This window comes from uncultured Anaerococcus sp. (genome assembly GCF_963512375.1).
In the GTDB taxonomy this organism is placed as follows: Bacteria; Bacillota; Clostridia; order Tissierellales; family Peptoniphilaceae; genus Anaerococcus.
Map to the genome: position 1 here is coordinate 125,107 of NZ_CAUPMI010000002.1, position 23,558 is coordinate 148,664.

At 30.1% G+C, this 23,558-nt stretch carries 23 protein-coding genes; 1 reads left to right on the plus strand and 22 read right to left on the minus strand.

All coding sequences use genetic code 11. The annotated features are described in order from the left end of the window. Nucleotides 1-2: 2 nt before the first annotated feature. The 16 genes from RRB46_RS01865 to RRB46_RS01940 form a co-directional block, all read right to left on the minus strand. Nucleotides 3-905 carry an RluA family pseudouridine synthase gene (locus RRB46_RS01865; protein WP_311537272.1) on the minus strand — a complete coding sequence of 301 codons (903 nt, stop codon included), beginning with the start codon at nucleotides 903-905 and terminating at the stop codon, nucleotides 3-5. Nucleotides 906-960: 55 nt separating this feature from the next. Next, entirely contained in the window at nucleotides 961-1,506 is a 546-nt protein-coding gene (locus RRB46_RS01870) for a DUF6648 family protein (protein WP_296126424.1), read from the minus strand. Between the two features lie 32 nt (nucleotides 1,507-1,538). Continuing rightward, entirely contained in the window at nucleotides 1,539-1,967 is a 429-nt protein-coding gene (locus RRB46_RS01875; protein WP_296126422.1) for a hypothetical protein, read from the minus strand. Then, complete coding sequence (locus RRB46_RS01880; protein WP_311537273.1) at nucleotides 1,964-2,917, minus strand: TIGR01212 family radical SAM protein; 954 nt, start codon at nucleotides 2,915-2,917, stop codon at nucleotides 1,964-1,966. Before RRB46_RS01880 ends, RRB46_RS01875 begins: the two co-directional genes overlap by 4 nt. After that, the gene (locus RRB46_RS01885; RefSeq protein ID WP_296126415.1) at nucleotides 2,917-3,270 is read right to left on the minus strand and encodes a DUF1292 domain-containing protein; all 354 of its coding nucleotides are present in this window, start codon (nucleotides 3,268-3,270) and stop codon (nucleotides 2,917-2,919) included. Before RRB46_RS01885 ends, RRB46_RS01880 begins: the two co-directional genes overlap by 1 nt. Next, nucleotides 3,267-4,655 (minus strand): hypothetical protein, encoded by a 1,389-nt coding sequence (locus RRB46_RS01890; RefSeq protein ID WP_311537274.1) that lies wholly within the window; start codon nucleotides 4,653-4,655, stop codon nucleotides 3,267-3,269. Before RRB46_RS01890 ends, RRB46_RS01885 begins: the two co-directional genes overlap by 4 nt. Before the next feature lie 9 nt (nucleotides 4,656-4,664). Then, nucleotides 4,665-5,411, minus strand: a complete 747-nt coding sequence (locus RRB46_RS01895) for a peptidylprolyl isomerase (protein ID WP_311537275.1) — start codon at nucleotides 5,409-5,411, stop codon at nucleotides 4,665-4,667. A gap of 2 nt (nucleotides 5,412-5,413) precedes the next feature. Further along, complete coding sequence (locus tag RRB46_RS01900; RefSeq protein WP_296126544.1) at nucleotides 5,414-6,211, minus strand: S1-like domain-containing RNA-binding protein; 798 nt, start codon at nucleotides 6,209-6,211, stop codon at nucleotides 5,414-5,416. 9 nt (nucleotides 6,212-6,220) lie between these two features. Then, a complete protein-coding gene (locus RRB46_RS01905; protein WP_296126406.1) occupies nucleotides 6,221-7,060 on the minus strand; it encodes a YitT family protein in 840 nt (279 codons plus the stop codon). A 206-nt stretch (nucleotides 7,061-7,266) separates the two neighbouring features. Next, entirely contained in the window at nucleotides 7,267-8,160 is an 894-nt protein-coding gene (locus tag RRB46_RS01910) for a kanamycin kinase (RefSeq protein ID WP_311537276.1), read from the minus strand. Nucleotides 8,161-8,187: 27 nt separating this feature from the next. Then, nucleotides 8,188-9,894 carry a phosphoenolpyruvate--protein phosphotransferase gene (ptsP, locus tag RRB46_RS01915; RefSeq protein ID WP_296126400.1) on the minus strand — a complete coding sequence of 569 codons (1,707 nt, stop codon included), beginning with the start codon at nucleotides 9,892-9,894 and terminating at the stop codon, nucleotides 8,188-8,190. A gap of 68 nt (nucleotides 9,895-9,962) precedes the next feature. Beyond that, the gene (locus RRB46_RS01920; RefSeq protein WP_265212348.1) at nucleotides 9,963-10,223 is read right to left on the minus strand and encodes an HPr family phosphocarrier protein; all 261 of its coding nucleotides are present in this window, start codon (nucleotides 10,221-10,223) and stop codon (nucleotides 9,963-9,965) included. A 62-nt stretch (nucleotides 10,224-10,285) separates the two neighbouring features. After that, nucleotides 10,286-11,290: a LacI family DNA-binding transcriptional regulator gene (locus RRB46_RS01925; protein WP_311537277.1), complete on the minus strand. Its 1,005-nt coding sequence runs from the start codon at nucleotides 11,288-11,290 to the stop codon at nucleotides 10,286-10,288. Nucleotides 11,291-11,337: 47 nt separating this feature from the next. Beyond that, complete coding sequence (locus RRB46_RS01930) at nucleotides 11,338-11,781, minus strand: DUF948 domain-containing protein (protein WP_106460191.1); 444 nt, start codon at nucleotides 11,779-11,781, stop codon at nucleotides 11,338-11,340. A gap of 18 nt (nucleotides 11,782-11,799) precedes the next feature. After that, a complete protein-coding gene (locus RRB46_RS01935) occupies nucleotides 11,800-12,405 on the minus strand; it encodes a YtxH domain-containing protein (RefSeq protein ID WP_296126389.1) in 606 nt (201 codons plus the stop codon). A gap of 274 nt (nucleotides 12,406-12,679) precedes the next feature. Then, complete coding sequence (locus RRB46_RS01940) at nucleotides 12,680-13,522, minus strand: RluA family pseudouridine synthase (protein ID WP_311537278.1); 843 nt, start codon at nucleotides 13,520-13,522, stop codon at nucleotides 12,680-12,682. Between the two features lie 40 nt (nucleotides 13,523-13,562). Between RRB46_RS01940 and RRB46_RS01945 the strand changes: the two genes are divergently transcribed. Continuing rightward, nucleotides 13,563-14,348: an NAD(+)/NADH kinase gene (locus tag RRB46_RS01945; RefSeq protein ID WP_296126386.1), complete on the plus strand. Its 786-nt coding sequence runs from the start codon at nucleotides 13,563-13,565 to the stop codon at nucleotides 14,346-14,348. On the opposite strand, the gene RRB46_RS01950 is transcribed toward RRB46_RS01945, so the two are convergent. The 6 genes from RRB46_RS01950 to RRB46_RS01975 all read right to left on the minus strand — a co-directional run bounded on the left by RRB46_RS01950 (nucleotide 14,349) and on the right by RRB46_RS01975 (nucleotide 23,554). Further along, nucleotides 14,349-15,872: a penicillin-binding protein 2 gene (locus RRB46_RS01950; protein ID WP_311537279.1), complete on the minus strand. Its 1,524-nt coding sequence runs from the start codon at nucleotides 15,870-15,872 to the stop codon at nucleotides 14,349-14,351. After that, nucleotides 15,859-17,130, minus strand: a complete 1,272-nt coding sequence (locus tag RRB46_RS01955) for an FtsW/RodA/SpoVE family cell cycle protein (RefSeq protein ID WP_311537280.1) — start codon at nucleotides 17,128-17,130, stop codon at nucleotides 15,859-15,861. The genes RRB46_RS01950 and RRB46_RS01955 overlap by 14 nt, the downstream gene beginning before the upstream one ends. Beyond that, nucleotides 17,123-17,626 (minus strand): FHA domain-containing protein, encoded by a 504-nt coding sequence (locus RRB46_RS01960; RefSeq protein WP_265212356.1) that lies wholly within the window; start codon nucleotides 17,624-17,626, stop codon nucleotides 17,123-17,125. Before RRB46_RS01960 ends, RRB46_RS01955 begins: the two co-directional genes overlap by 8 nt. Before the next feature lie 94 nt (nucleotides 17,627-17,720). Then, on the minus strand, nucleotides 17,721-19,415 hold the full coding sequence (locus RRB46_RS01965; RefSeq protein ID WP_311537281.1) for a phospho-sugar mutase: 1,695 nt from the start codon (nucleotides 19,413-19,415) through the stop codon (nucleotides 17,721-17,723). Beyond that, nucleotides 19,405-21,312 carry a type I pullulanase gene (gene pulA, locus RRB46_RS01970; RefSeq protein ID WP_311537282.1) on the minus strand — a complete coding sequence of 636 codons (1,908 nt, stop codon included), beginning with the start codon at nucleotides 21,310-21,312 and terminating at the stop codon, nucleotides 19,405-19,407. Before pulA ends, RRB46_RS01965 begins: the two co-directional genes overlap by 11 nt. Next, a complete protein-coding gene (locus tag RRB46_RS01975; protein ID WP_311537283.1) occupies nucleotides 21,299-23,554 on the minus strand; it encodes a glycogen/starch/alpha-glucan phosphorylase in 2,256 nt (751 codons plus the stop codon). The genes pulA and RRB46_RS01975 overlap by 14 nt, the downstream gene beginning before the upstream one ends. Between the last annotated feature and the right edge of the window lie 4 nt (nucleotides 23,555-23,558).

A 23,558-nucleotide genomic window follows, 5' to 3' on the forward strand; every position in this document is an offset into this window, starting at 1 on the left:
CCTCACATAGCCATTATTTTTTCTGATAAATCTATTATATCAGTATATTTTCTTGAAACTACTTCTAAACCTCCCAAATATTCTAAACCTTCGATTTTAGGAAAAATAATTTTATAAGCAAGTAAAACTTGATTACCAATATTATATTTTTCCTTCATAATCTTATTCACAGATGGATTTCCATATTTGCGATCTCCAATAATTGGAGTCCTATTCTCTTTAAGTGAAAACCTAATTTGATGGGTCCTGCCTGTAATCAATTTACACTCTAGTAGAGAGTAGTTATCATTTGATTTTAGAGGTTTAAAATATGTAAGTATTTCCTTTCCTTCTGAAGATTTTTTAACCTTATTTCTATCTTCATTTTTCGAAATCTTTGTATCTATTTTAAAATCTTTACTGACTTTACCAGCAACAATTGTTAAATAATATTTATCCAGCTTATTTTCTTTGATAGCTTTATTTAAAAGCCTCAGTGCATTTGAATTTTTAGCACCAATTACAAGACCTGCAGTATTTCTATCAAGCCTATTAACAACTGCTGGCTTAAATGTTTTATCAGACATATCAAATGATTGTGTCTTGTATAAATAAGATAGCATATTATCAACAAGATTATTTCCATAATCTTTCTTAGAAGCTGAGTGAGTCAATTGTCCTGCTTCTTTATCCATAACCACTATATTATCATCCTCATAAATTATATCTAAATTAAAATCTTGAGGCATAAAATCGGTTTTGCTTAGCCATTTTTTATAATTTTCATCGCTAATGTACATTAAAACTTTATCGCCTTCATATACAAAATCATTATTCTTGGCTCTTTTGCCATTTATTTTGAAATTTTTCTTTCTAATATTTTTAGATATAACCGATAAGGGTGCATTCTCAAAATATTTTCTCAAAAATCTATCAAATCTCTGATTTCCTTGGTTTTTACTTATAACAATCTCTATCATATTAATAACTCTTATTCACATAAGAATCTATTAAGGATTCTCTAATTTCTTCATCAAAGGCATTATTACGCCTAAGTTCTTCTAGTATTTTTTTACTTTTTGAGTGGAGTATTAAATCCTTGCAACATTTAACAGAAATCTCAAAAATTTGACCTGTTAGTCTCTTGGATTTTAAATTAATAAAATAAGAATCTATATTTTCATAACCTACTATTTCTAGAAGAGCACAGGTGGCCAGATCTTTGAGATAATAATAATTTTCTCTATCATTAATTAATTTAGAATATAACTTTTTCTTTTTTGTAGAGTTTTGGCACTTAAATGCCTTTGAATTAGCGAGTTTTGCCATTATATTATAATATTGATAATTATATATCGCTTCTTCAAGAAGGACAATTTTAGAAAAAGGCTTTAATCCTAGCTTTACAATAAATTCATAATTTCTATCTAAAAACTCGTCTTTATCTATTTTTTCTTCTGTCAATAATTCTATTGAATCCAATCTCCAATTTTCAAATAAGTCTAATTTATTCTTCTCTAATAACATAATAAAAAACCGTCTCAAAGAGACGGTCTAAATTAATCCTCTAATTTCAATTCAATGATTTCTGATTGGCCGGATTGTGGAACGTCTTCTTTTTTCCAATCTAGTCCTAAATAAATATCTGATTTAGAATATTCTGATAGACCACTTAATCTTTCAATTAGATTATTAATATTATCATTATTGATATCAACTACATCATATATACCATCGATGTAAATCTTTCCAATATCATAGTCTCTTGCAAGAATACCTGAAACAAATCCTACAAGTGAATCTACTGATGCAACTTTGTATGATTTAGCATTTATAAGTCTAATCTTATGATCTAGTATTCTTACTTGGCTGTCTTCTGTATCGATAAATACAATATTTGAATTACCTTTTTCTTTTTCTAGGTTTGCTTGCTCAACTAGATATTTTGTCTTACCTATTCCTTGTGCTCCAACTACTAAATAAATCATAATATTTCCTCCTTGATTTTATTATAAATTTCTTTTTTACTTTTATCACCCTGTTGGATATTATTTTCTTGCATATAGTGGACGATCTCATCTCTAATAAGCCACCACGACCTATCCCAATTACAGAAGATAGAGTCTTCCTTTGGTGCTCTCCCAACAATCCTTGCTATTGCACAATCAGGGCTAATATATCTTAAAAACTCAACTACGTTTTTTTGATATTCTTCTTTTGTTTTCAAGCTAATTTCATTATTCTCATAAATCTTTGCTAGCTTGGTATTCTTAATTATAAATAGCGAGTGAATTTTGACTTCTTTTACATTAAGAGCGTTCAAAATTCTTGCAGTTTCAACTGTATCTTCCATATCATCCCAAGGTAAAGCAAGAATGACGTGAGTTGATATCCTAAAACTATACTTATCTATTAACTTACAAGCACTTATAAAATCTGCTAAGGATTCGCCCCTATTTAAGATTTTTAAAGTTTTATAATTTGCAGTTTGTAGGCCTAGTTCGAAAGTTATATCAATGCCAGTTTCTTCATGAAAATCTTTTAAAAATTCTAATTTATCCTCACTTATGCAATCACTTCTAGTTGCAATCGCTATACCTACAATATAGTCTTTTTTACAAGCATTTATAATATCTTTAAATACTGAAAGACCCATATAAGTATTTGAAAAGTTTTGAAAATACGCTATAAATTTCTTTGCCTTATACTTTTTACTTATATAGGCGTAATTTTCTTCAAGCTGCTCATCTACAGTCATTGATGATGGTAGGTTTTCAAAAGAGCCTCCACTTTCTGAACAATAGATGCAACCACCATATCCACATGCCCCATCTCTATTTGGGCAGGTTAATGATAGTTTAATTGGTAACTTGTATACCTTTTGCCCGTAGGTATCTTTATAATAAGAACTAACTGAATAATAAGGAATTTCTACCATTATTCTTCTACGTTTTCTTGATTTATTTCCTCGTTATATTCATCAATTAGATCATCAATCATCTCATCAGTCCAATAATGAGAGAACAAGTGATAGACTTCATCCATCTCATCATCATCTTCAATCATTGATAAGTCAATATCCTCACTATCATAGATATCAGTATAATTAAATATATAAATATCTGAAGATTCTCCTGATAGCAAAGCTATGTATTCCTTTTGATCAACACTAAATATATCTATTAAAAGACATTCATCAGTATCATCACCTAAATCGATTTCAATTACAGCTTTTCCTTTATTTTTATTAAAGATTACTTCATGACCATGAAGATTTAAAACCTCAGTCATACATTCTCCTTACTTTTTCTCAAATTAGATAACACCTTTTCAATTAAGTCTATGATTTTTTCTATATCATCTATACGACTATGAAAATATTCATCATCTTGCTTATATTTTACCCCTAATGATACAATGTTCACATTTACCTTATCAAATATTATACTTGAGTCTAGTGAATATTGAGTTTTAACCACATCTAGATTATCATCAAAAAGCTCTCTATAAGAAGCTTTAAAACACTCTTTAAGTCCATCACTAGTATTTTTCCATCTTGGTATCAAAAGTTTTTCCATAAATTTTGAACCAGATATTTTTGTTGCTAGTATAGTTTTCTCTAGCATTTGATTCATGCTTTCCTCTGTTAATGACCTCAACACTAAAATTAAATTTATGGAATTTTTTATAGATTTTGTTGTTGCTAGGTTAGCTGATGAAATAGTTTGATTATCGATACTATTTACGGCAAAGGTCCCTGTCGGTAATAGTTCAATCAAAGATGCTAAATGATTATATGATTCTGTATTTATAGGGTCTATGTTTTTATTATCAATCTTATGACATATAAGTTGCATATCTGGTTCATACCTTAGATTTTTTTCTATAACTTCATTTTTTATTATCTCAAAGATATTTAAAAGCTCATTTTCATAAGATGAATTTATCACAAAATCAATATCAGCATAAGAGGGTATATTATCATACCTATCTCCTGCTGTAATTGTTACCATCTCAAGGTCAACTTTCGCCTTCATCTTCCTAAATATACCCATTATTAACTTGATAGAATTAAGTCTTAATTTGTTGATATTTTCTCCAGAACGACCACCTATAAGATCACTTATAGATAACCTATAAGTGATAAAGTCATAGTCAACCTTAAACCTTTTAATAGGTACTTTGATTACAGACAAAATAAGCGATGAAAATTCATCAGCTAGGCAATCATCTTGCCTTAAATTAAGGTTAATTATATTATTACACCTTAAACTTTCTCTAACTAGTGCATAGTCTGTTGACTTATCCTGAATGTTATTTGTTGTAATTAAAACGTCAAAAGATTCTTCCGAAAATTTTAACATATAATTAATTAATACAGCTGAAGCAACAATATTAATATTAGATTTACTAACTATAGATTCCTCATCATCTACATCATAGATATCAAATAATACCCTCGCTTGGTTATCTATGTTCAGATGTAAAAGAGCTATGGGCTTATCTCCCTTTTTTATATAGTAGGAATCTTCAAGTTCTTCAACTATGCATGCATTTTTTCTTGCAGTCTGAACAATTGCATCTAAAATATTTGGAAGTTCTTCTTTATTTTTAATCTCAATTTTTAATTGATCTATATATTTTTTTAGATTAGAATTTCCACTTTCGTTTCCCATAAGAACTTCCTAGTAATATTTTTTTACCTCAACTTTTTTTGCAAGGTCAGCTATTTTTTCAAGATATTTTTCTTGTCTTTTCATCATAGTATATGTTTGATATACTTGGTCCTTTACTTCTTCAAAAGCTTTTTCTTTTTCATTTTCAACATCTTCAAGTTTTATAATGTGATACCCAAATTGAGATTTAACTGGCTTAGAAATCTCTCCAACCTCTAGGGCATCTAATCCATCTTGGAATTCTTTTACCATGACTCCTTCAGGGAATTTTCCTAAAGAACCACCACTAGCTGCTGAAGGATCCTTAGAATATTTCTTAGCCGCTTCTTTGAAATCTAATCCTTCAGTTATTTCATTATATACATCATTAGCCTTATCTTCAGAGTCAATCAAAATATGACTTGCTTGATATAATTTATTAGGTGAAAATAATTTTTTATTATCTTCATAATATTTTTCCACTTCATCTTCATCTACATTTATGTTGCTAAAAATTTTATGCATAGCATAATTTTTTAGCATATTATCTTTTACTAAATTAAGCTCTTTTTGAAACTCTTCATCTTCTTCAAATTTGTTTTCATAAGCATCTACTAAAAGTATTTCTTGATTTACCATTTCATCAGTAAGAATTTTGATGCCCTCTTCATTTTGAAATCTTTGATTTTGTTCAATGTTGGCCATGAAATTATAAACATCTTGTTCATAAATCTTTTTGCCATTTACTTCAGCTAATAATTTGTTGTTATTTTCCATATTTACCTTTCGTTTAGTTCAATTCTATCTTTGTATATTATTATATCTTTATTTTTATAAAGCCTACCTATCGCTCTTTTGAAGGAAGCTTTGCTCATTGCAAAATATGAGTAAATTTTCTCAGGTGATGACTTATCAGAAAGTGCAACAGATTTATTTTCATACAAGTAATCTAAAATTTTGTCGCTATCATTATCTATTTCAAGATAAGCTCTTTTTCTTAGTGATAATTCAATTTTTCCATCACTTTTCACTTCTTTTACTCTTGCCTTTACTAGCTCACCTTCTATATAGACCCCTGATAATTCTTTAATTCTAATAAGACTATCGTATTTTTCATCTATAGCCACAAAAGCACCTATAGACTTATTTATGGAGTAGATTCTGCCTGTTACTGTATCATTTTCTTTAAAGTCATGATCAGTGGTTAATAAGTCTCTGATTTTGCTTGTTAAGTAAACATAGCCATCTTTTTCTTTAAAAGCTACTGGATAGGTCATATCCTTTATTATTTTATAAGTTCTTTCTTCAAAAGGTAGAAATATATGCCCTCCTTTTATCTCAAAGTAGACTCCTTTTTTGTCAATTTCTACAGCTTTTAATGAGTATATCTGATCAATCTTATAAGCTAAACCCCTTGTAGCCCTTAATACATTGTTTAAATCTCTATAAAGAAAAGCTTCCACTGAATCATTTTGTTTTAAACCCTTTAACTGGTCCTTGTCGATTACTGCATCTCCCATTCTTGTTTGCAAGTAGGCTTTATTTTTTGTAAATCTTTTTATTTTAAATTGTTTTATATCATTCTCCTATGTTAATGAGTCAAATGTAAAGCCCTCACCCAATACTTCAGAAACTGAATAGGTGAATATAAAGGCCCTATCATCAATTGTTAATATATCGTCTTTTATTGAAGGAAATCTCCTAACTGTGGTTACAGTCATAATGACTTCTTGATTTCTATGAGAGAAACCACCTTCCCCTTTTAGTATGGTCACTCCTCTTTCGTGTTTATTGATTATACAGTCATTTATTTCTTTGTATTTTTCAGAAATAACAACAATTGCAATCTTCCTTCCAAAACCTTGGATAAAATAGTCTAGTCCTACAGATTGAATCATTATAGCTAAGGTTGCATACAAAGCCATCTCTATACCAAATAAGATAGCTGAAAGAGATACAACTACAAAATCGGCCATAAATAAACAAGCATGTAGAGCTAAGCCAAACTTTCTATTAAGTATAGCCGCTATTAAGTCTGTTCCACCAGATGAAGCCTCATGATGAAAGACAATTCCTAAACCTAAAGAAACAATTATAGATCCAAATATTATATTAATTATTTTATCATCACTTAGGGATACATCTGGTACAAGCATTTCAAAAACAATGATGAATGCTGATACTGCAAGCGATGAAACTAAAGATTTTTTAGCAAAGTCAAAATTAATAAATATCACACCTGCAATTAAAACTAGAATGTTTAAAATCAAGTTTACTATACCTAGATTTAAAACTGGAAATGCAGTTGAAATAACTAGGGCAAAACCAGATAAGCCACCTGCTGCTATATCATTGCTTAATAAAAAGAAATACAAGCCGCCTGCAATCAGAAATGATCCCAATAAAATTAATAGGTATTTTTTCATTTTTCACTCCATTTATTATACTAAAATCGTATCACAAATTGAAGAATTATTCAATAAATAATAAAAGAGCTATTGCAAAATATTAATAAACTATAGCCATCCCCATTTCCTGAAGAAAATTAATCTTAAAGCTTAGTTGCTAGGTTTTAATTTTTAGAAAATGTCTGAGTATAGGTTTACAATCTCTATTTTACAATAGCTCCTATCTAAATAGCCCAGTCAGGGACTATATTATTAAAATTATCATACATAGCAAATATTGCTTTAATCTCTTCATCTGTTAATCTAGAGTCTTTTTTATTTCTAATATTTATTAAATCTTCCAGAATAGCAGTTGCTTGATAAAGGCTTAATAGCCTGAAAAATTTTCTTGGTGGTTTTTTATAATCATGATATGAATTAAGGGTAGCTTTTGCAAATTCTGGATAATCAATTGCAATTCTATTTATTTCAACAAAATCTACAATTCCATCCCCATACTCTAATTTTTTAATAGCTCTTAAATCTAGCTTGTTTTTGTCAAAAACTCTTATATTCTTATCACTTATATTTTTATAAAGCAAATTAACTGCCGTATTTTCCGTAAGATGTCTATTTCCATTTATAAAATCAGTTAAAATATAGTCATCATCTTTTATTTCACCAAGACCATGCCTATAGAAAATTTGATTTGATTTAATTAGAAATTCTTTTTTCCAATCCACATTTTGGTCAGATTTTATGGAATGAAGTCTCTTTAAGGCCCTACCAAATTTTTCACCAAGATCTTCTTTAAATTCTTTACTTGAATTTGAAAGAACATCTTTAAGGGCTATCTCATCCCTAAATTCATATATCTTATATGACCTTTCGATATCAGGCATAATACCCTTCTCGTATATTTTAAGAGGATTAAGGCCAGCATTTTCTAATATTTCATTGACATAGGTCTCGTTGTTAATGTTATCATATTCTTCTAGCCCATAAAGAGAAAAGACATATGCCCTTCCATCCATAAGAACCTTATATTTACTAGATCCTATTTGCTCTATGTGTTCAAGTTTATTTAATTCTTTGAAAATATTAGTGTGTGCTAATGTATTTTTTATGTCATTAGGCATGAGAAATCACCTTCGTTTGCTTTAAATCTATTTGTTATGTTCTGTTACCATCTTTTCTACTTCACATGTTAACTCTTGATCTATTGCTTTTTTTGCAAACTCCTCTTCTTCTGAAAGACTTGATTTTAAGATAGTATCTTTAATTTCAGCTATCTTTGCAGATGAACCAGAAAACTCATCTAAGCCTAATCCAAGAAGTAGTTTTGTTGCTTCTGTATCACCAGCAAAGGCGCCACACATTCCTGTCCATTTACCTGCCTCATGAGATACATCTATAACATGTTTAATTGCTCTTAAAACAGCAGGGTTGTAGTTTGAATACATGTGAGCTATATTTTCATTTCCTCTATCTACTGCTAAAGTATATTGGGTAAGGTCATTGGTACCAATTGAGAAGAAATCGGCATATTTAATAAATTTATCTGCCATTATTATGGATGCAGATGTTTCTACCATTATTCCGACATCTAAATCTTTATTATAAGCTATGCCTTCTTGATCTAGGTCTTTTTTGATTTCTTCAATTAATTCGATTGATGACTTAAGTTCATCTATGTTTACCACAAATGGAATCATTATCTTTAGATTTCCATATGCAGAAGCTCTGACTAAAGCCCTTAATTGGGTCCTGAAAATATCTTCTTTATCTAGACAAAGTCTTATAGCCCTGTAACCTAGGAATGGGTTTTCTTCTACTGGGAATTTGAAATAATCAAGCCCCTTATCTCCACCTATATCAAGTGTTCTTATGATAAGTGGTTTTTCACCGAGCATTTCTGTGGCTTCTTTGTAGACTTCGAACTGTTCTTCTTCAGTTGGGAAATTAGTATTTTCCATATATAAGAATTCAGTTCTAAATAAGCCAACGCCATCACAACCATTTTCTATAGCAAGTTTTAAATCTTCAATATTTCCAATATTAGCTGATACTTCTATATGTTTTCCATCTTTTGTGATAGCTTCCTTATCTTTTATAGTCTTTAGTCTTTCTTTCTTCTCAGCTTGTTCCTTGATTAGACTTTGATATTTTTCTAATTCTTCTTCACTTGGATTAACTATAAGAATTCCCTTATGGCCATCTAGTATAGCTTTTTCTCCGCCTACAACTTTTGTAGAAACATCTCCCATTCCTACTAAGGCAGGCATGTCTAAAGTTTGAGCTATAATAGAAGTGTGGCTTGTTTTTCCACCTAAGTCGGTTGCAAAACCTACTACAGCTTCCTTATCCATATTTGCTGTATCACTAGGTGTTAGCTCTTTTGATATAATTATTGATTGTTTTTCAAGCTTTGATAAATCTTTTGGTTTGATTCCCTTTAATTTATACATTACTTGGTAGCCTATATCTTGGTAATCGCTCGCTCTTTCTTTTAAGTATTCATCATCAAGAGCACTCATTATTTCAACCATTTCCCTAATTGTTTCATCAAGGGCTTGTTCTTTATTTTTTAATTCATTTTTGATTTTAGATTCAATTGTATCTGAAAAATATGGATCTTGAAGCAATTCTTTGTGGGCATTCGCTATATTAATTTGAGCTTCTGTAGGATTATCTAAATTACTTAAATCATCCACATATGAATTTATAGCATCCTTAACCTTTTCAAATTCAGAGGCTTTTAATTCTTCACTAATACTACTTTTGTCAATTTCAATTTCTTCTCTGGTAAATAAGTATATATTACCAATTGCATAGCCTGTACTGGCTTTTAGACCTTCATATGTCTTAGTCATATGCTATTTCTCCTTTGTCTTATTCTAAAAAAAGGATACTACGAAAGTATCCTTTTATAGATTTTATATTATTCAGCTAAGTTTTCTACAAATTCAACAAGCTCATCGGCGAATTTTTCATCATCATCGCCATCAACAACAAGCTTGATTTCTGTACCTTTAGCAATGCCAAGGCTCATAACGTTGAAGATGCTCTTTGCATTTGCTTCTTTATCTTCTTTTATGATTGTTACTTCACCTGGATAATTTTTTACGAATTGTACTAATGAAGCTGCTGGTCTTGCGTGTAAACCTGTTTCATTTGTAACTACTACTGTTCTTTCTGCCATTAAAATCCTCCTAAAAATTTATTCATATATATTGTACTTTATTTTGTTGTTTTAACAATTAATTAATTTATAACTTTTGATGATTCTCTTTGATGAATTTGAGCATCAATAACCCAATCATCCTCTAGAATCTCGCCTTCTTGCTTAATTCTCTTAATTAAAGCTCTTATAGATATTGCCCCTATATCGTAATAAGGAATAGATACTGTTGTAAGCTTTGGCCTATATACACTTGCAATTTTACTATCACCAAATCCAACTACTGATAGGTCGTCAGGAACTTTTATTCCGTTATCTACACAGTAGTTCATAAATCCAATAGCTATTTCATCGTTTACACAGGCAACTGCACTAATTGATTCTTTTTTGATTAAATCTACAGCCTGATTTGCCATTTTGTATCCATCATCACTTGTAATTCCATCGATTCTTAGAATATGAGAATTGCCTGCTCCTACTGCACTTTCATAACCTTTTACCATAGAATCATTAATAACGTTTTGCTCTTTATCTGCAATAAACAATATTTTTTTATGACCTTGTTGGATTAATGATTGTATAAGCTTGTTTTCTTCAGACTCATAGTCAATTTTAACTGTCTTGATATTCTTATAAGAATGATACTTATCTAGTAGTACAAAAGGAATTTTTGTCTCTCTTAATTTCATCAATACTTCTGTAGATATATCTTCAGTTATTATAACAAGACCTTCTACTTGCTTAGTTGCAAGGAAATCTATAGAGTTTTCTAGTTGCTTATCTTCTCCATAGGAAGATGATAGCAAGATATCGTATTTATACACCCTTCCTATTTCCTCAATACCTCTAATAAGCTGAGCCATGTACTCGATGCCTATATCCTTTACAATAACCCCTACTAAATTAGACTTTCTCATTACTAAAGATCTTGCTAATTCATTAGGTTTGAAATCTAGTTTGTTTATAGCATCAACTACTTTTCTCCTAGCCTCTGGGCTAACAGGTTTTGAATTGTTCATAACCCTTGAGACAGTAGATATTGATACCCCTGCAAGCTTAGCAACGTCTTTGATTGTTGGTTGTCCCATAACTCCTCCATTCAGCACAAAAGCCATCAACTTTGATGGCTTAAATCTTAACCTGCAATTACATTCCTTACAATATCGATAACATCCATTATCAATGATGAATAATCAGTAATTGATGCAACACCTGCTCCAAAAGTATCGACACTATCAACAGCAGTTATTCCAACATAATTAACGGTATCTTTTATATCATCAGTTATGCTATTTACGCTTGTCATAGTCTCGTTAACTTTTGCTATTGCCATTTTTAGATTAGGATCTGTAACAATGCCATTTACATTATTAACTAAATCGTGTGCTTGGTTAGTTAAATCAGGTAATTTTTCAATTACTTGATCTATGTTATTTGAGTTTTTATCTAAAACTTTTTGAGCGCTTCCTAACAATTTATTCACTTTAACTAGTACTAATACTAAGAAAACTAGGGCTAGTATAGCTAAGATTGTTATGATAATATTGCCGAGAAGATTAAAATCTATCGTTACTTGCATTTATGATCTCCTTGACTTTTATTTGTTTTGGCTTACTTTTTTATCGTTTTCTTTTACCTTTTGAGCTGTTTCTTTTGCTTCGTCCTTAACTTCTTTAGCATCTTCTTTAACTACTTCTTTTGTTTCTGATGTTTCTTTAGAGATTTCATCTTTCTTTTCATCAGCAACTTTTGATATTTCTCCGGCGCTTTCTTTTACTATTTCTTTGACATCTTTTGCGCCTTCTGTAAGTGAATTTTTGACATTTCTAGATGCATCTTTTATTTGTCTGCCTGTATCTTTAGCTACTTCAGCACTATATTCTATACCATCTTTGATTGGTTGAAGATCTGTGTAAGCTCTATATTTTAAATCTTCATAACCATCTTTTGCTTGATCTATAACATCACTTGTAGTTTCTTTAACTGTATCTACAGTATCATTGAATGCTTCCTTGATGTCTTCTCTTGTTTCTTTACCTGATTTTGGGGCAAGTAATAAACCAGCTGCAGCACCTACCAATAATCCTGCTAAGGCTCCTTGGCCTCTCATTCTGCTATCACGGTTTTTTGCTTTCCAAATTTCATATTTTATTTCTCTTTGTTTAGCTTTCGCTCTACTTTCAATATAATCTGCTATTGACATATAATTCTCCTTTGTATTTTAGTCTTATTACTTATTACCCAAATATAAGTTTTTTAAAACAAAAAATTATCCTAAGGTGGCCCTTACTTTAAGACCTTCCTGTATGTGAAGGTGGGCAAGCTGTCTAAAATCATCTGACTTCCACTCTAAGGAGGCTTGTCATAAAAGTTAGAACTCCGCAATCCCTTATCAAAGTTGTAGGTTTAAATTGGACCTTGTCCTTAGGATAACCCTATTATAATATATTTTCGATTTTTTTGCAAGAAAAATATTTTCATATTTTCTCAACAAATCCCTCAAATTCAGGATAATCTTTAATGGTAATACTTTCCTTTTTTAAAAAGACATTAAATTTTAAATAATAAGAATGTAGTAAAAACCTATCATGATCATAAGTTGAGCCATATAATTTATCACCTATTATCGGGTGGCCTAAATATCTAAGTGAAGATCTGATTTGATGAGTCTTACCAGTTTTTATATCACATTCAATTATAGAATATTTTTCATTAGTCTCTAAACTTTTGAAGTAAGTTATAGCCAATTTCCCGTCCTCTGCTTGATCATATCTTTTTGAATTTTCGTCATAAGTAAGCTTAATTTTATAAAGCTTATCAATATTTAATTTTCCTTCTACATAAGCTAAATATTTTTTTGTAATCCCGTTGTCTTCTATTTCTTTTTGGTAGAAAGATTGTGCATAGGCATTTTTTGCAATCATTATAAGTCCTGATGTATTCATATCAAGCCTATTTATAAACCTAACTTTCGCTTTTATATGATTTTCCTTAAAATAATAAGCAATATAGTTTGCAAGATTAACTTGTCCATTAGAATTTACCGTTATGTTAGAGTCTTTTGAAATTATCAATAAATTTTCATCTTCATATTTTATATTAATTTTTCCTTTGATAGGTTCATAATCAAGATTTTCTTCGTCTATTGGTATCTTAATAAGATCATTTTTTTCGATTTTTAAATTTGATTTAATTTCTTTATCATTCAATAATATTCCATCTTTTAGCAATCTATTAATGGCTCTCTTAGAAAATTCATTCTTTTTTAGTAAAGTTTTTATAGTTTTTTCATTAATATTCTTAATTTCTATATATCTCATGGCTACTCCTATGTTATAATGATATATGAGAGGACATCATATGACAAATATTATTAACATTTTTAAAAACAAATCAAAATATAGTAATGCAATTTTTCACAAAACAAGAAAAATTTTTCAAAAGTATGGATATACTATAAGCACTTCTTATGATGACAGGGCTGTTTTAAATTTGGTTATTGGCGGTGATGGAACATTTTTAAGCGCTGTCCACCAATCCGAGTTTTCTGAAATACCTTTTATTGGAATAAATACTGGACACTTAGGATTTTATCAGGAAATAGAAGTAGACCTTATTGAAGATTTTGTTAAAAGATTTACCAAAAATGACTATTTAATTGAAGAGCTTACTGTGCTAGAATCAAAGGTAAATAATAGGTCATTTAAGGCTATAAACGAGGTTGTCGTTAAATCCAATAAAAACCAAATTGTAAGGCTTAAGGTCTTTATAGATGGAAACTTTATCGAATCTTATGCAGGAGATGGTCTTATAATTTCTACTCCTCATGGGTCAACTGCCTATAACCTATCAAGCAATGGAGCTATTTTACACCAATCCCTAAACGGTTTTCAGCTTACACCTGTTGCACCTGTTTATTCCAATTTGAATAATTCATTAAAATGTCCAGTCGTCTTACCTAATGATGCCAGCATTGATATTGTAGTTTCTAAAAGAGACAATTACCATACTGTATTTATTTTTGATGGTAGAGAATTAAATACTAAGGACTACAAAATTAGGATAAAAGTTTCTTCTAAAAAAATAAATAAGCTCATTCTTAATAAAAATCACTATTGGACTAATATTAAAAATAAGCTTATGTGATTAATCAAGAGATATGGTATTGATAATATCTCTGATAATATTTCTTGATATTGGAGCAGCTATGTCTCCCCCTGTGCCCTGACTATCTTCAACTAACAAAGCTATAGCCAATTTAGGCTCATAGGCAGGAGCAAAGCCAACAAACCAAGCATCTAAATTCCCATCACTTTTATCAGCAGTGCCTGTCTTACCAGCAATTTGGGTTGAGTCAAGATAGGCTTTTCTTCCTGTTCCTTCATTTACAACTCCGACCATCATTTCCATGATTTTTTCTGCTGTGTCCTTACTTGTAACCTTAGATAAAACTTCATCTTCAGCTTCATAGACTGTTTTCTTGTCTTTATCTGTGATTTTATTTACAAGTCTAGGCTTAAGCATCACACCTTCATTTGCAATAGCTGATGTAATCATAGCCATATGAAGTGGGGTCATCTGTGTTTTACCATAACCAAAACCTGTCATGGCAAGGTCCGCTTGATTTAAATCATCAAAAGGTATTATGGACTTATTTACATCTAAATCGAAATCATATTTTTTATTAAACATATACTTTTCGCTTGTCTTTGCAAGATTTTCTTTGCCTAAGTCATTCGACTTAGCGGCAAAATAGGTGTTTGAAGAGTATATAAAAGCACTTCTTAGGTTAAGGTGTCCGAATACTTGATCGCCAAAATTTTTAATTTCATAGCCTTGGACTTCCTCATTACCTGTATCGTCGTACTCCTGATTTAATTTATTGTCTATTATAGAAGTTGCTGTAATAATTTTATAGGCAGAACCCGGTCTATAAAGACCTTGAGTAGTTCTATTTATTAACCTACCATCGTCAGTTTGTATCAAATTATTCCAATCAGCATCTACAGAATTCGGATTAAAAGTAGGTGTTGAAACCATTGCTAATACTTCTCCAGTGTTAGGTTTCATTATCACGCAAGCTGCCTTATAATTTGATAGATAAGCATAAACAATATTTTGTATATGTTGATCTAAACTTAAATGAAGGTCGTTTCCCGTGTCATTTTTTACGACCATTTTTCTAAATTGGCTGAAGTTTTCATCTGATAAGGCTAGTAACTGTCTATTATATGATTTTTCTATACCAGTCTTTCCATAGGTTTTAGATGAATATCCAGTGACACTTGCGCTGGCTAAAGGATAATTATAAATTCTTACTTGTTTTCCTTGACCGTCATCTTGACTATAAACTAGAAGATTTTCATTTCTATCAAATATACTTCCCCTATGAATCAAATCTTCATTTAGCCATAACCTTCTATTATTAGAATTATCCGCGATTTTTTTCGCCTTAAACAGCTGAAAATAAACCAAATATAAGGCCAGTAGCATAAACAATAGGACAAAGACAACCATTATAAAAATAAGTCTCTTATTTAAGGTTGATTTTGACAAAACTTTTAGCCTTGAGTTATCCTTTATCCTTTGATCTTGCTCTATTTTTTTTATTTTATCAATAATAGATTTATTAGAAGATCTTTTTTTCTTAATATTTTTATCGTTTGACATTTTTAGACCCTCCAAGATTTATTTCTTCCCCACAATATTGCAAGCATCCTAAAAGAATAAAACCTGCGAGCATTGAAGATCCACCTTGACTTATAAAAGGTAGGGTTACGCCTGTAAGTGGAATTATCTTAAGCACTCCACCTAATATTATTAATGTCTGTAAAGCAAATAATACTCCTATGCAAAAAGCAAGGACTGAGTAGAATTTTACCTGCTGGGTCAAAGAAATTTTTAAGGCCCTGTATACTAGAATCATAAATAATAGAACAACACCAATCCCCATGAAAATACCCATCTCTTCACAAATTGCAGAAAAAATGAAATCAGATTCAGCAACTGGAACATAATCAGGATGACCTAAGCCTATGCCAGTACCAAATAGACCACCGCTTGCTGTCGCAAAGAGAGCTTGGGTTATCTGATAACCTGTAACATTTATATCTGACCAAGGATCAAGCCAAGTGCTTACTCTTATCCTAACGTGACCAAATAGAAAATAAGCCACGATTGAACCTACAATCATAAAAAACATGTTAATAAATATTAATCTTCTATCCTTTTCATATACAAACTGACTTACTATAAGTGTACCAAAAAATATAAGCGCAGTTCCCAAGTCTTTTTGAAGGAATAGGAATCCTATAAAGACGTAAATTATAAAATTCATAAAGTATCTACCAAATGGTTTTAAACTGATTTTATTAAAATTCGCATAAAAACTTGCTATAAAAAAAGCCAAAGGTACTTTTATAAATTCTGATGGTTGTATTGTAATTATATTTTTAATAACTATCCAGTTCTTTGCTCCACCTAAGTAGGTACCAAATACAAGAGTAAGAATGAACAATATTATTGATACTCCAGCATAAAACAAAATTAATTTATCCCAAAACTTAAATAATTTTAATATAAAGTAAGTCAAAAAAAACAAAACTACTCCAGCTAAATAAAATTGTAATTGTCTTCTTCCAAGCTTTGGGTCAAGTCTATATATTATTGCAACACCGATAGAAAATAGCATATTTACAATCAATAACAATATATTATCAGACTTTGTAAACCTATCTACTAAAAATGATACTAGCAAGGTAACTATCAATATGGCTATATAGGTATAAAAATCAATATTAGTCAAGTTTTCTATATTAAAAATCATAGCCAATGATAAGCTTAAAAACTCAAATATAAATAATAAGATGTTTGCCTTGGCTCTGGAGCGTACCATTGATTTTTCTGGATTATCTAATTTCTTAAACATCTTTTTCATCCTGTTCAAACAAGAATTTTAGAGAGCCAAGTCTGATTACGTCTCCCGATTTTAGTTCTATGGCATCTTCAATTCTCTCATCATTTAAATATGTTCCATTAGCAGATTTTAAATCTTCTAGGAAATACATATCCTCATCTTGTAAGATTCTAGCGTGAAACTTAGAAAGATATTTATCATTTATTTCTATTGTATTTTTCTTATCACGCCCTATTGTATTATTCTCTCCTAAAAAATAATATTCTTGCACTTCAAAGTTGAAGCCATCATATTTATTTATTAGGTTTAGATATGCATCATATTCTTGCTCTTTTTTTAGTGTTGTTCTTACATCGTAATATATAATTCTGATAATAGAATATATGAAATAAAAAACAACAAAAACAAAGAGATACTTCAATATTGTTGATAATAATTGATATAAAGTTAAATTTCCAAATACATTTATTGAAAATATTTTGTCAATAAGATTAAAAAAGTTTTCCATATATTTAATACTCCTTGGCTATATATTATGATATTTTAATCTTAATTTCAAGTATAAAATAGAAAAACCTCAGGATAAACCTGAGGCCTTATATTTAATGGATAGAATCTATTATATCTTCCATGAATTTAATAATAGTATCTTTTTTGGCTTTTGCCTTATCCATACTAGAAGCTATAGAGTTAACATAAATTTTAATTTTTGGTTCTGTACCTGATGGTCTAAGTGTTACCCAAGATCCATCTTCGAAAAAGTATTTTAATACGTTAGATTTTGGTAGGCCTGTATCATCGTTTTGATAATCAATTAGGCTATCAATCTTATCTCCACCAATTTCTTTGATAGGATTTTCTCTAACTTCAGACATTATTCTAGCTATTCTTTCTTGACCATCAACACCTTCAAGTGTGATTGATACAACTTCATTTGAATAATATCCATGTTCTTCGTAAATTTCATTAATTACGTCAATTAAAGATTTACCTTGGCTCTTGTAGTAAGCTGCCATTTCTGTTATCAACATAGCAGAGTTAACAGCATCTTTATCCCTTACAAAATCTTTGTAGTTATATCCAATTGATTCTTCAAAACCAAATACAAATTTACCTGTATTTTCTCTTTCTAGTTCATTTGCCTTATCATAGATATTTTTAAATCCTGTTAGGACATCGTATTTAGCAACTCCATATTTTTTTGCAATTGGTGCAACTAAATCTGTAGTAACTATTGATTTTACAACTGCAGGATTTTCTGGAAGTTCACCTTTTTCAGATAGGCCAGATAAAACATAATTTGTAAGTAATGAGCCTATTAGGTTACCAGTTAAGAACTTATAGCTACCATCTTTATCTAATACTTCTACAGCACACCTATCTGCATCTGGGTCTGTAGCAAGTAATAATTCAGCCTTAGTTTCTTTTCCTAATTCTTCAGAATATTTGAAAGCTTTTGGATCTTCTGGGTTTGGATAACCTACTGTAGTAAAGTCAGGGTCAGGATTTTCTTGTTCTTTTACTACGTGAATATTTGTAAATCCTCTTTCTTTAAGTATTCTTCTAACTAACTTATTTCCAGTACCATTAAGTGGAGAATATACAACGCTGATATCCTTATCAATTCCTTCATCATGGATTGTACAATCTTTGATTAGTGATACATATTTTTCTAGTAATTCATCGCTTACATACTCAATTATTCCATCTTCAAGGCCTTTTTCAAAGTCTAGTCTTTTTATTTCAAAAAAGTCTTGGTGGTCAGCGATGTAGCCTAAAATTTTATTAGCAGTCTCATCCATTATTTGGCTACCTTCTTCATTATAAGCCTTGTAACCATTATATTCTCTTGGGTTGTGTGAAGCTGTTACCATTACACCAGCAACACAATTAAGCTCTCTTATAGTGAATGAGCATACTGGTGTTGGTTGGATTTCTTTGTGGATATAAACTTTTATTCCATTAGCAGCAAATACTTCAGCAGTAATCTTAGCAAATTCTTTTGACATGTGTCTAACGTCATAAGCAATTGCTACACCACGTTTTTTAGCTTCTTCCCCACCTTCTGCGATTGTATCTGCAAAAGCTTGGGTTGCTTGAGCTACCATATAATTATTCATCCTGTTAGTACCAGCTCCTAGTTTTCCTCTAAGACCTGCTGTACCAAATTTTAAAGATTGATAAAACCTATCTTTAATCTCTTCATCATTATCTTTGATAGCTTCAAGTTCTTTTCTTGTTTCTTCATCAAACCTATCATCATTGTACCAAGTTTCAAAATTTTTCTTATAGTCCATCTGCTTCTCCTATTTTATATACATTTACTGACAGTGAATCTAAACTAAGTCCACTTTCTATATCAATACCTATATTATTCTTACCCTCTTTATCAAAAACTTTTTCAATTTTTTTAGAATTTATATTATCAATAGATGATCTTAAAATATCCGAACTTATATGCATATCATTACAATTAGCGTTAATGAATACTAAATACTTATTATCCAGTAAATAACCAACTATAGAATCATCTAGACCATCAATAAATTTTAGCTTCTCCCTTATTAGATCTTCGCTTGTATAAGAAAATACATCTATTGATTTTCTTAAGTTTATTAGCTCCTTTGTATACTCAAACAAGTCGTAATTTGCTTCCTTTTCTTGCCAGTTGATAGCATTTATAGACAATGGCGAATTATATGAGTTTGCATCATTTTTCTTGCTATGATTAAACTCATTTCCTTCATATATAAATGGTTTACCAAAAGATAGCATAACTATGCCCATTGCTAATTTGACATATGAGTCAATATTTTCTGTACTGTCCAGCGAAATTGATAATTTGTCATATAAAATCAAATTATCATGACAGTTAAAGTAGTTGATTGTCTCATTAGCATCATCTGCAAAACCTATCCTGTCTTCAGAATAATTTATTGATCCTGCTATTCCTAATTCAATTTCCTTTTTAAGAGAATAAATACCTTGGATATATCCCTTACCATAGGAATTTACATCACCCTTTATTGCATCTCTAAAAGTATCATTGAAAACACCAAAGTTATTTGACCTTTGTGCCCCCTTCCAAATTTGCAAATCATAGCTTAAAGTTGAACCTAGTGCCATCCAAGGCTCACCATATATTAGAATGTTAGGGTTGATTTTTTTAAGTTCTTTAATTGCAAGTTTCATTGTGTCTAAATCAATCAGAGCCATTAAATCAAACCTAAAGCCATCAATCTTATATTCCTTGGCCCAATAAACTAAGGAATCTATTATTAACTTTCTAACAAAGGGATTCTCACTTGCAACTTCATTACCACAACCTGATCCATTTGAAAATGAACCATCAGGATTTGTCCTATGATAATAATTAGGAGCAAGTGTATTCAAATTTGAGTCTATTGTCTTATAAGTGTGGTTAAATACCACATCCATGATTACCCCTATTCCATTTTCATGGAAGGACTTAACCATATTTTTTGCTTCTCTTATTCTTGATTTTGGATCCCATGGGTTGGATGCATAGGACCCTTCTGGTGCGAAATACAATTCTGGGTCATATCCCCAATTGTAGTTGTCATCATCAAAAAATGCATCACTTCTTTCATCAACTGTTATGAAGTCATAAAAAGGTAATATCTGAACATGACTAATTCCAAGTTCAAGAATATTATCAAGACCTGTTTTAATATTTTTATATTTAGTGTTTTTCTCACTAAGACCTAGGTATTTTCCTCTGTTAAAAACTCCGCTTGACTTATCTGCTGTATAATTTTTTATACTCATTTCATAGATAATAGCATCATTTTCTTTGATACTAGGTATTTCAAGGTCTCTAAATCCTTCAGGATCAGTATCTTTTAAGTCTACTACAGCAGAATAGATCGAATTTATAGATGCTGAGTATGAATAAGGATCTGTCACCTCAAATTCATCTTCTACAATATAGTTATAAAAGTATCCATCAAAATCACCTTCTAGTCTTAGAGAAAATATTCCCATTTCATCTTTTTTTAGGGGATAAATATCTCTTCTGACTTTCTTATAGTCATCAGTTAGTACTAGGTCAATCTTATTTCTATCTGGCGCAAATACCCTAAATTCAGTGTAGGACTTGTTATAATTTGCTCCTAATTTTATATCTTTTATATCTTCATAAGTTAATTTTATTTTTTCTTTAGTTAAAGTCATAGGCTTTATTAATTACATTATCCAATCTAAAATTATTCGCCCATAATATATTTTCAAGTTCGTTGTTAACCCACTTATTCACATCCAAGTAATCTTCCTCCATGATTTTTCTTGTATTTATTAAATCTTCTAAATCATAGAAAATTTTAAAAGAATCATTATACATAAGAAGTTGGTCATAGATTAGTTTAAAATTATATGGGAAATTCGAATAATCTTCATTGAGAAGATTGTCTATTGTGAATTTAACAACTTCACTATTATAGTAAAATTCATTTGCATTATAGGAATTTTCTTTATTTATTTGTTCTAAGGTCTTAAATTCTGGTCCGAACTTATAAAAAGCATTCTCCTCTTTAAGATTGTCTACTATGCCACCCTTTGATGTTAAAATGTTTGACATATTGAATATAGAATTTAGTATATGGAAATTTTGATTATCAAGACTTGCTAAGGTTAGATTTGTATAAATATCTGCACTTGCTAGTAAAAATTTAACTTTTTCTACATCCAAATCCTCAAAAAATACAATCTTTATCTTTTCCCTAATAAATTTATCCTTATCAATCATCTTCTTTAGGGCTAGTATGAACTTAATAGTTTCTTTCGCCATGAAGTAGCCTTCATTGGCCTTACCTGAAAATACATATGTCGTAGGTGTAAGTCTTAAATTGCTATTATATTTAAGCATATAATACTTATATGCTATTGCGAGACAATTAAGTATTTGCCTTTTACTTTCATGCATTAGAGAAATCTGAACATCTACCATTGAATATGGATTAATTAGGTCAGAAGTTGATTCTTCTGCAATTTTCGCAAGCTTACCTTTATTACTATACTTTACTTTATCCAAAGACCTAATGAAGTAATCATTGTTTTTAAGTTTATTAATTTTTTTAATTTCTTCATAAGAAAGGGAGTTAATACCAAAGTCTCTTAAAGTATTTAATAAGCCAGTATTGCCTGATTCACTATATAAAATCCTATCTGTGCCATAGTTTAAATAAGAATGGTTTATATCATTTTTCCTACTATCAGATATTATTTTTGAAAGGTAGTTATATTTATTAGATAGATATTTATTAATATTTCTAAAACTAACCTTGCCATCTCTTATAAGACTAGCTTCATGATTTATTATTTGAAGGTACTTTTGTATTTCAAAAATCATATCCATTATTTCGGGATTTATCCTTCTAAGCATCTCTATGTCATAATTTTCCACTCCATCATCTGTAATGGAGAAGGCAACATGATCAAAAACTATTCTAGAAATACTTATAGCTTTATCTAAAGAATAATCATATTCTTTTGTAAGTAATCTAATAAATTCAACCAAAGCAAGTGTAGGATGAATGTCATGAGAAAATATTTTTATATTTTTTTCTATGTTTTCTACAGATCCATGTTTTTTGATTTGTCTTCTAAAAATATCTCTAATTGCACTTACAGAATAAAAATATTCTTGCTTTAATCTAAGAAGCTTTCCTTCGTAAGTAGAATCGTCTATATAAAGAAATTTGTTAATAGAGTTAATATTTACATAGTCATCATAGGCTTTTAGAAAATCACCTCTAGAGAAGTCTTCGATATTTATAGCATCTAGGGCTTCTGATTTAAAGAGTCTAAGTGTATTTACGAAACTTGAATCATCACTTAATATAGGCATATCATAGGCTATAGATTTATTTTTTCTCCCATCTATATTAAGTATATAAGAGAATGATTTCTTGTGCTCCCAATTTGAACCTTGTTCAAGCCAGAAATCAGAGTACTCAACTTGTCTACCATCGACAATTTTTTGCTTCAAATTCCCATTTTCATATCTTAGAGCGTAAGCTACTGCTCGTTTTTTTTGATTTGCTAATTCATTTATTAAGGCAGATGATCCTATACCGATATCACCTATGCCCAGGTCAGCTTCCTTTTCGCAAGCAAGTACTTCATCAAAATCAAAGCCCATCTCTTCAAGGGCTTCAGATATTTCATCTTTAATTTTTAATCTATGAATATTTCTATCTATTAATTTACCAGGTAGGTACTCAAAGCTTAGGATATAATAATCCAAATCACCACGTATTTTTTTTGATTTAACCCAGGTTTTTCCGATTATCTCCATCATATACCTGCACAGGCAATCATAAACTTCATTAACTCTTGCGTTTTTAATGTTTTTCGCATAAAGAGAATACAAAAAACTTTGTATCCTCTTTATAATTAATTCCTTATTCGTCTTCATCTTT

Coding starts and splice junctions, on each gene's coding strand:
- RRB46_RS01875 (WP_296126422.1), bottom strand. CDS start 1,967: ATGATTTATTTAGTAGTTGGAGCACAAGGAATAGGTAAGACAAAATAT.
- RRB46_RS01905 (WP_296126406.1), bottom strand. CDS start 7,060: ATGAAAAAATACCTATTAATTTTATTGGGATCATTTCTGATTGCAGGC.
- RRB46_RS01870 (WP_296126424.1), bottom strand. CDS start 1,506: ATGTTATTAGAGAAGAATAAATTAGACTTATTTGAAAATTGGAGATTG.
- RRB46_RS01950 (WP_311537279.1), bottom strand. CDS start 15,872: ATGTCAAACGATAAAAATATTAAGAAAAAAAGATCTTCTAATAAATCT.
- RRB46_RS01910 (WP_311537276.1), bottom strand. CDS start 8,160: ATGCCTAATGACATAAAAAATACATTAGCACACACTAATATTTTCAAA.
- RRB46_RS01965 (WP_311537281.1), bottom strand. CDS start 19,415: ATGGACTATAAGAAAAATTTTGAAACTTGGTACAATGATGATAGGTTT.
- RRB46_RS01940 (WP_311537278.1), bottom strand. CDS start 13,522: ATGAGATATATAGAAATTAAGAATATTAATGAAAAAACTATAAAAACT.
- RRB46_RS01935 (WP_296126389.1), bottom strand. CDS start 12,405: ATGTCAATAGCAGATTATATTGAAAGTAGAGCGAAAGCTAAACAAAGA.
- RRB46_RS01925 (WP_311537277.1), bottom strand. CDS start 11,290: ATGGGACAACCAACAATCAAAGACGTTGCTAAGCTTGCAGGGGTATCA.
- RRB46_RS01945 (WP_296126386.1), top strand. CDS start 13,563: ATGACAAATATTATTAACATTTTTAAAAACAAATCAAAATATAGTAAT.
- RRB46_RS01885 (WP_296126415.1), bottom strand. CDS start 3,270: ATGACTGAGGTTTTAAATCTTCATGGTCATGAAGTAATCTTTAATAAA.
- RRB46_RS01880 (WP_311537273.1), bottom strand. CDS start 2,917: ATGGTAGAAATTCCTTATTATTCAGTTAGTTCTTATTATAAAGATACC.
- RRB46_RS01930 (WP_106460191.1), bottom strand. CDS start 11,781: ATGCAAGTAACGATAGATTTTAATCTTCTCGGCAATATTATCATAACA.
- RRB46_RS01895 (WP_311537275.1), bottom strand. CDS start 5,411: ATGGAAAATAACAACAAATTATTAGCTGAAGTAAATGGCAAAAAGATT.
- RRB46_RS01960 (WP_265212356.1), bottom strand. CDS start 17,626: ATGGAAAACTTTTTTAATCTTATTGACAAAATATTTTCAATAAATGTA.
- ptsP (WP_296126400.1), bottom strand. CDS start 9,894: ATGACTAAGACATATGAAGGTCTAAAAGCCAGTACAGGCTATGCAATT.
- RRB46_RS01920 (WP_265212348.1), bottom strand. CDS start 10,223: ATGGCAGAAAGAACAGTAGTAGTTACAAATGAAACAGGTTTACACGCA.
- pulA (WP_311537282.1), bottom strand. CDS start 21,312: ATGACTTTAACTAAAGAAAAAATAAAATTAACTTATGAAGATATAAAA.
- RRB46_RS01955 (WP_311537280.1), bottom strand. CDS start 17,130: ATGTTTAAGAAATTAGATAATCCAGAAAAATCAATGGTACGCTCCAGA.
- RRB46_RS01890 (WP_311537274.1), bottom strand. CDS start 4,655: ATGGGAAACGAAAGTGGAAATTCTAATCTAAAAAAATATATAGATCAA.
- RRB46_RS01975 (WP_311537283.1), bottom strand. CDS start 23,554: ATGAAGACGAATAAGGAATTAATTATAAAGAGGATACAAAGTTTTTTG.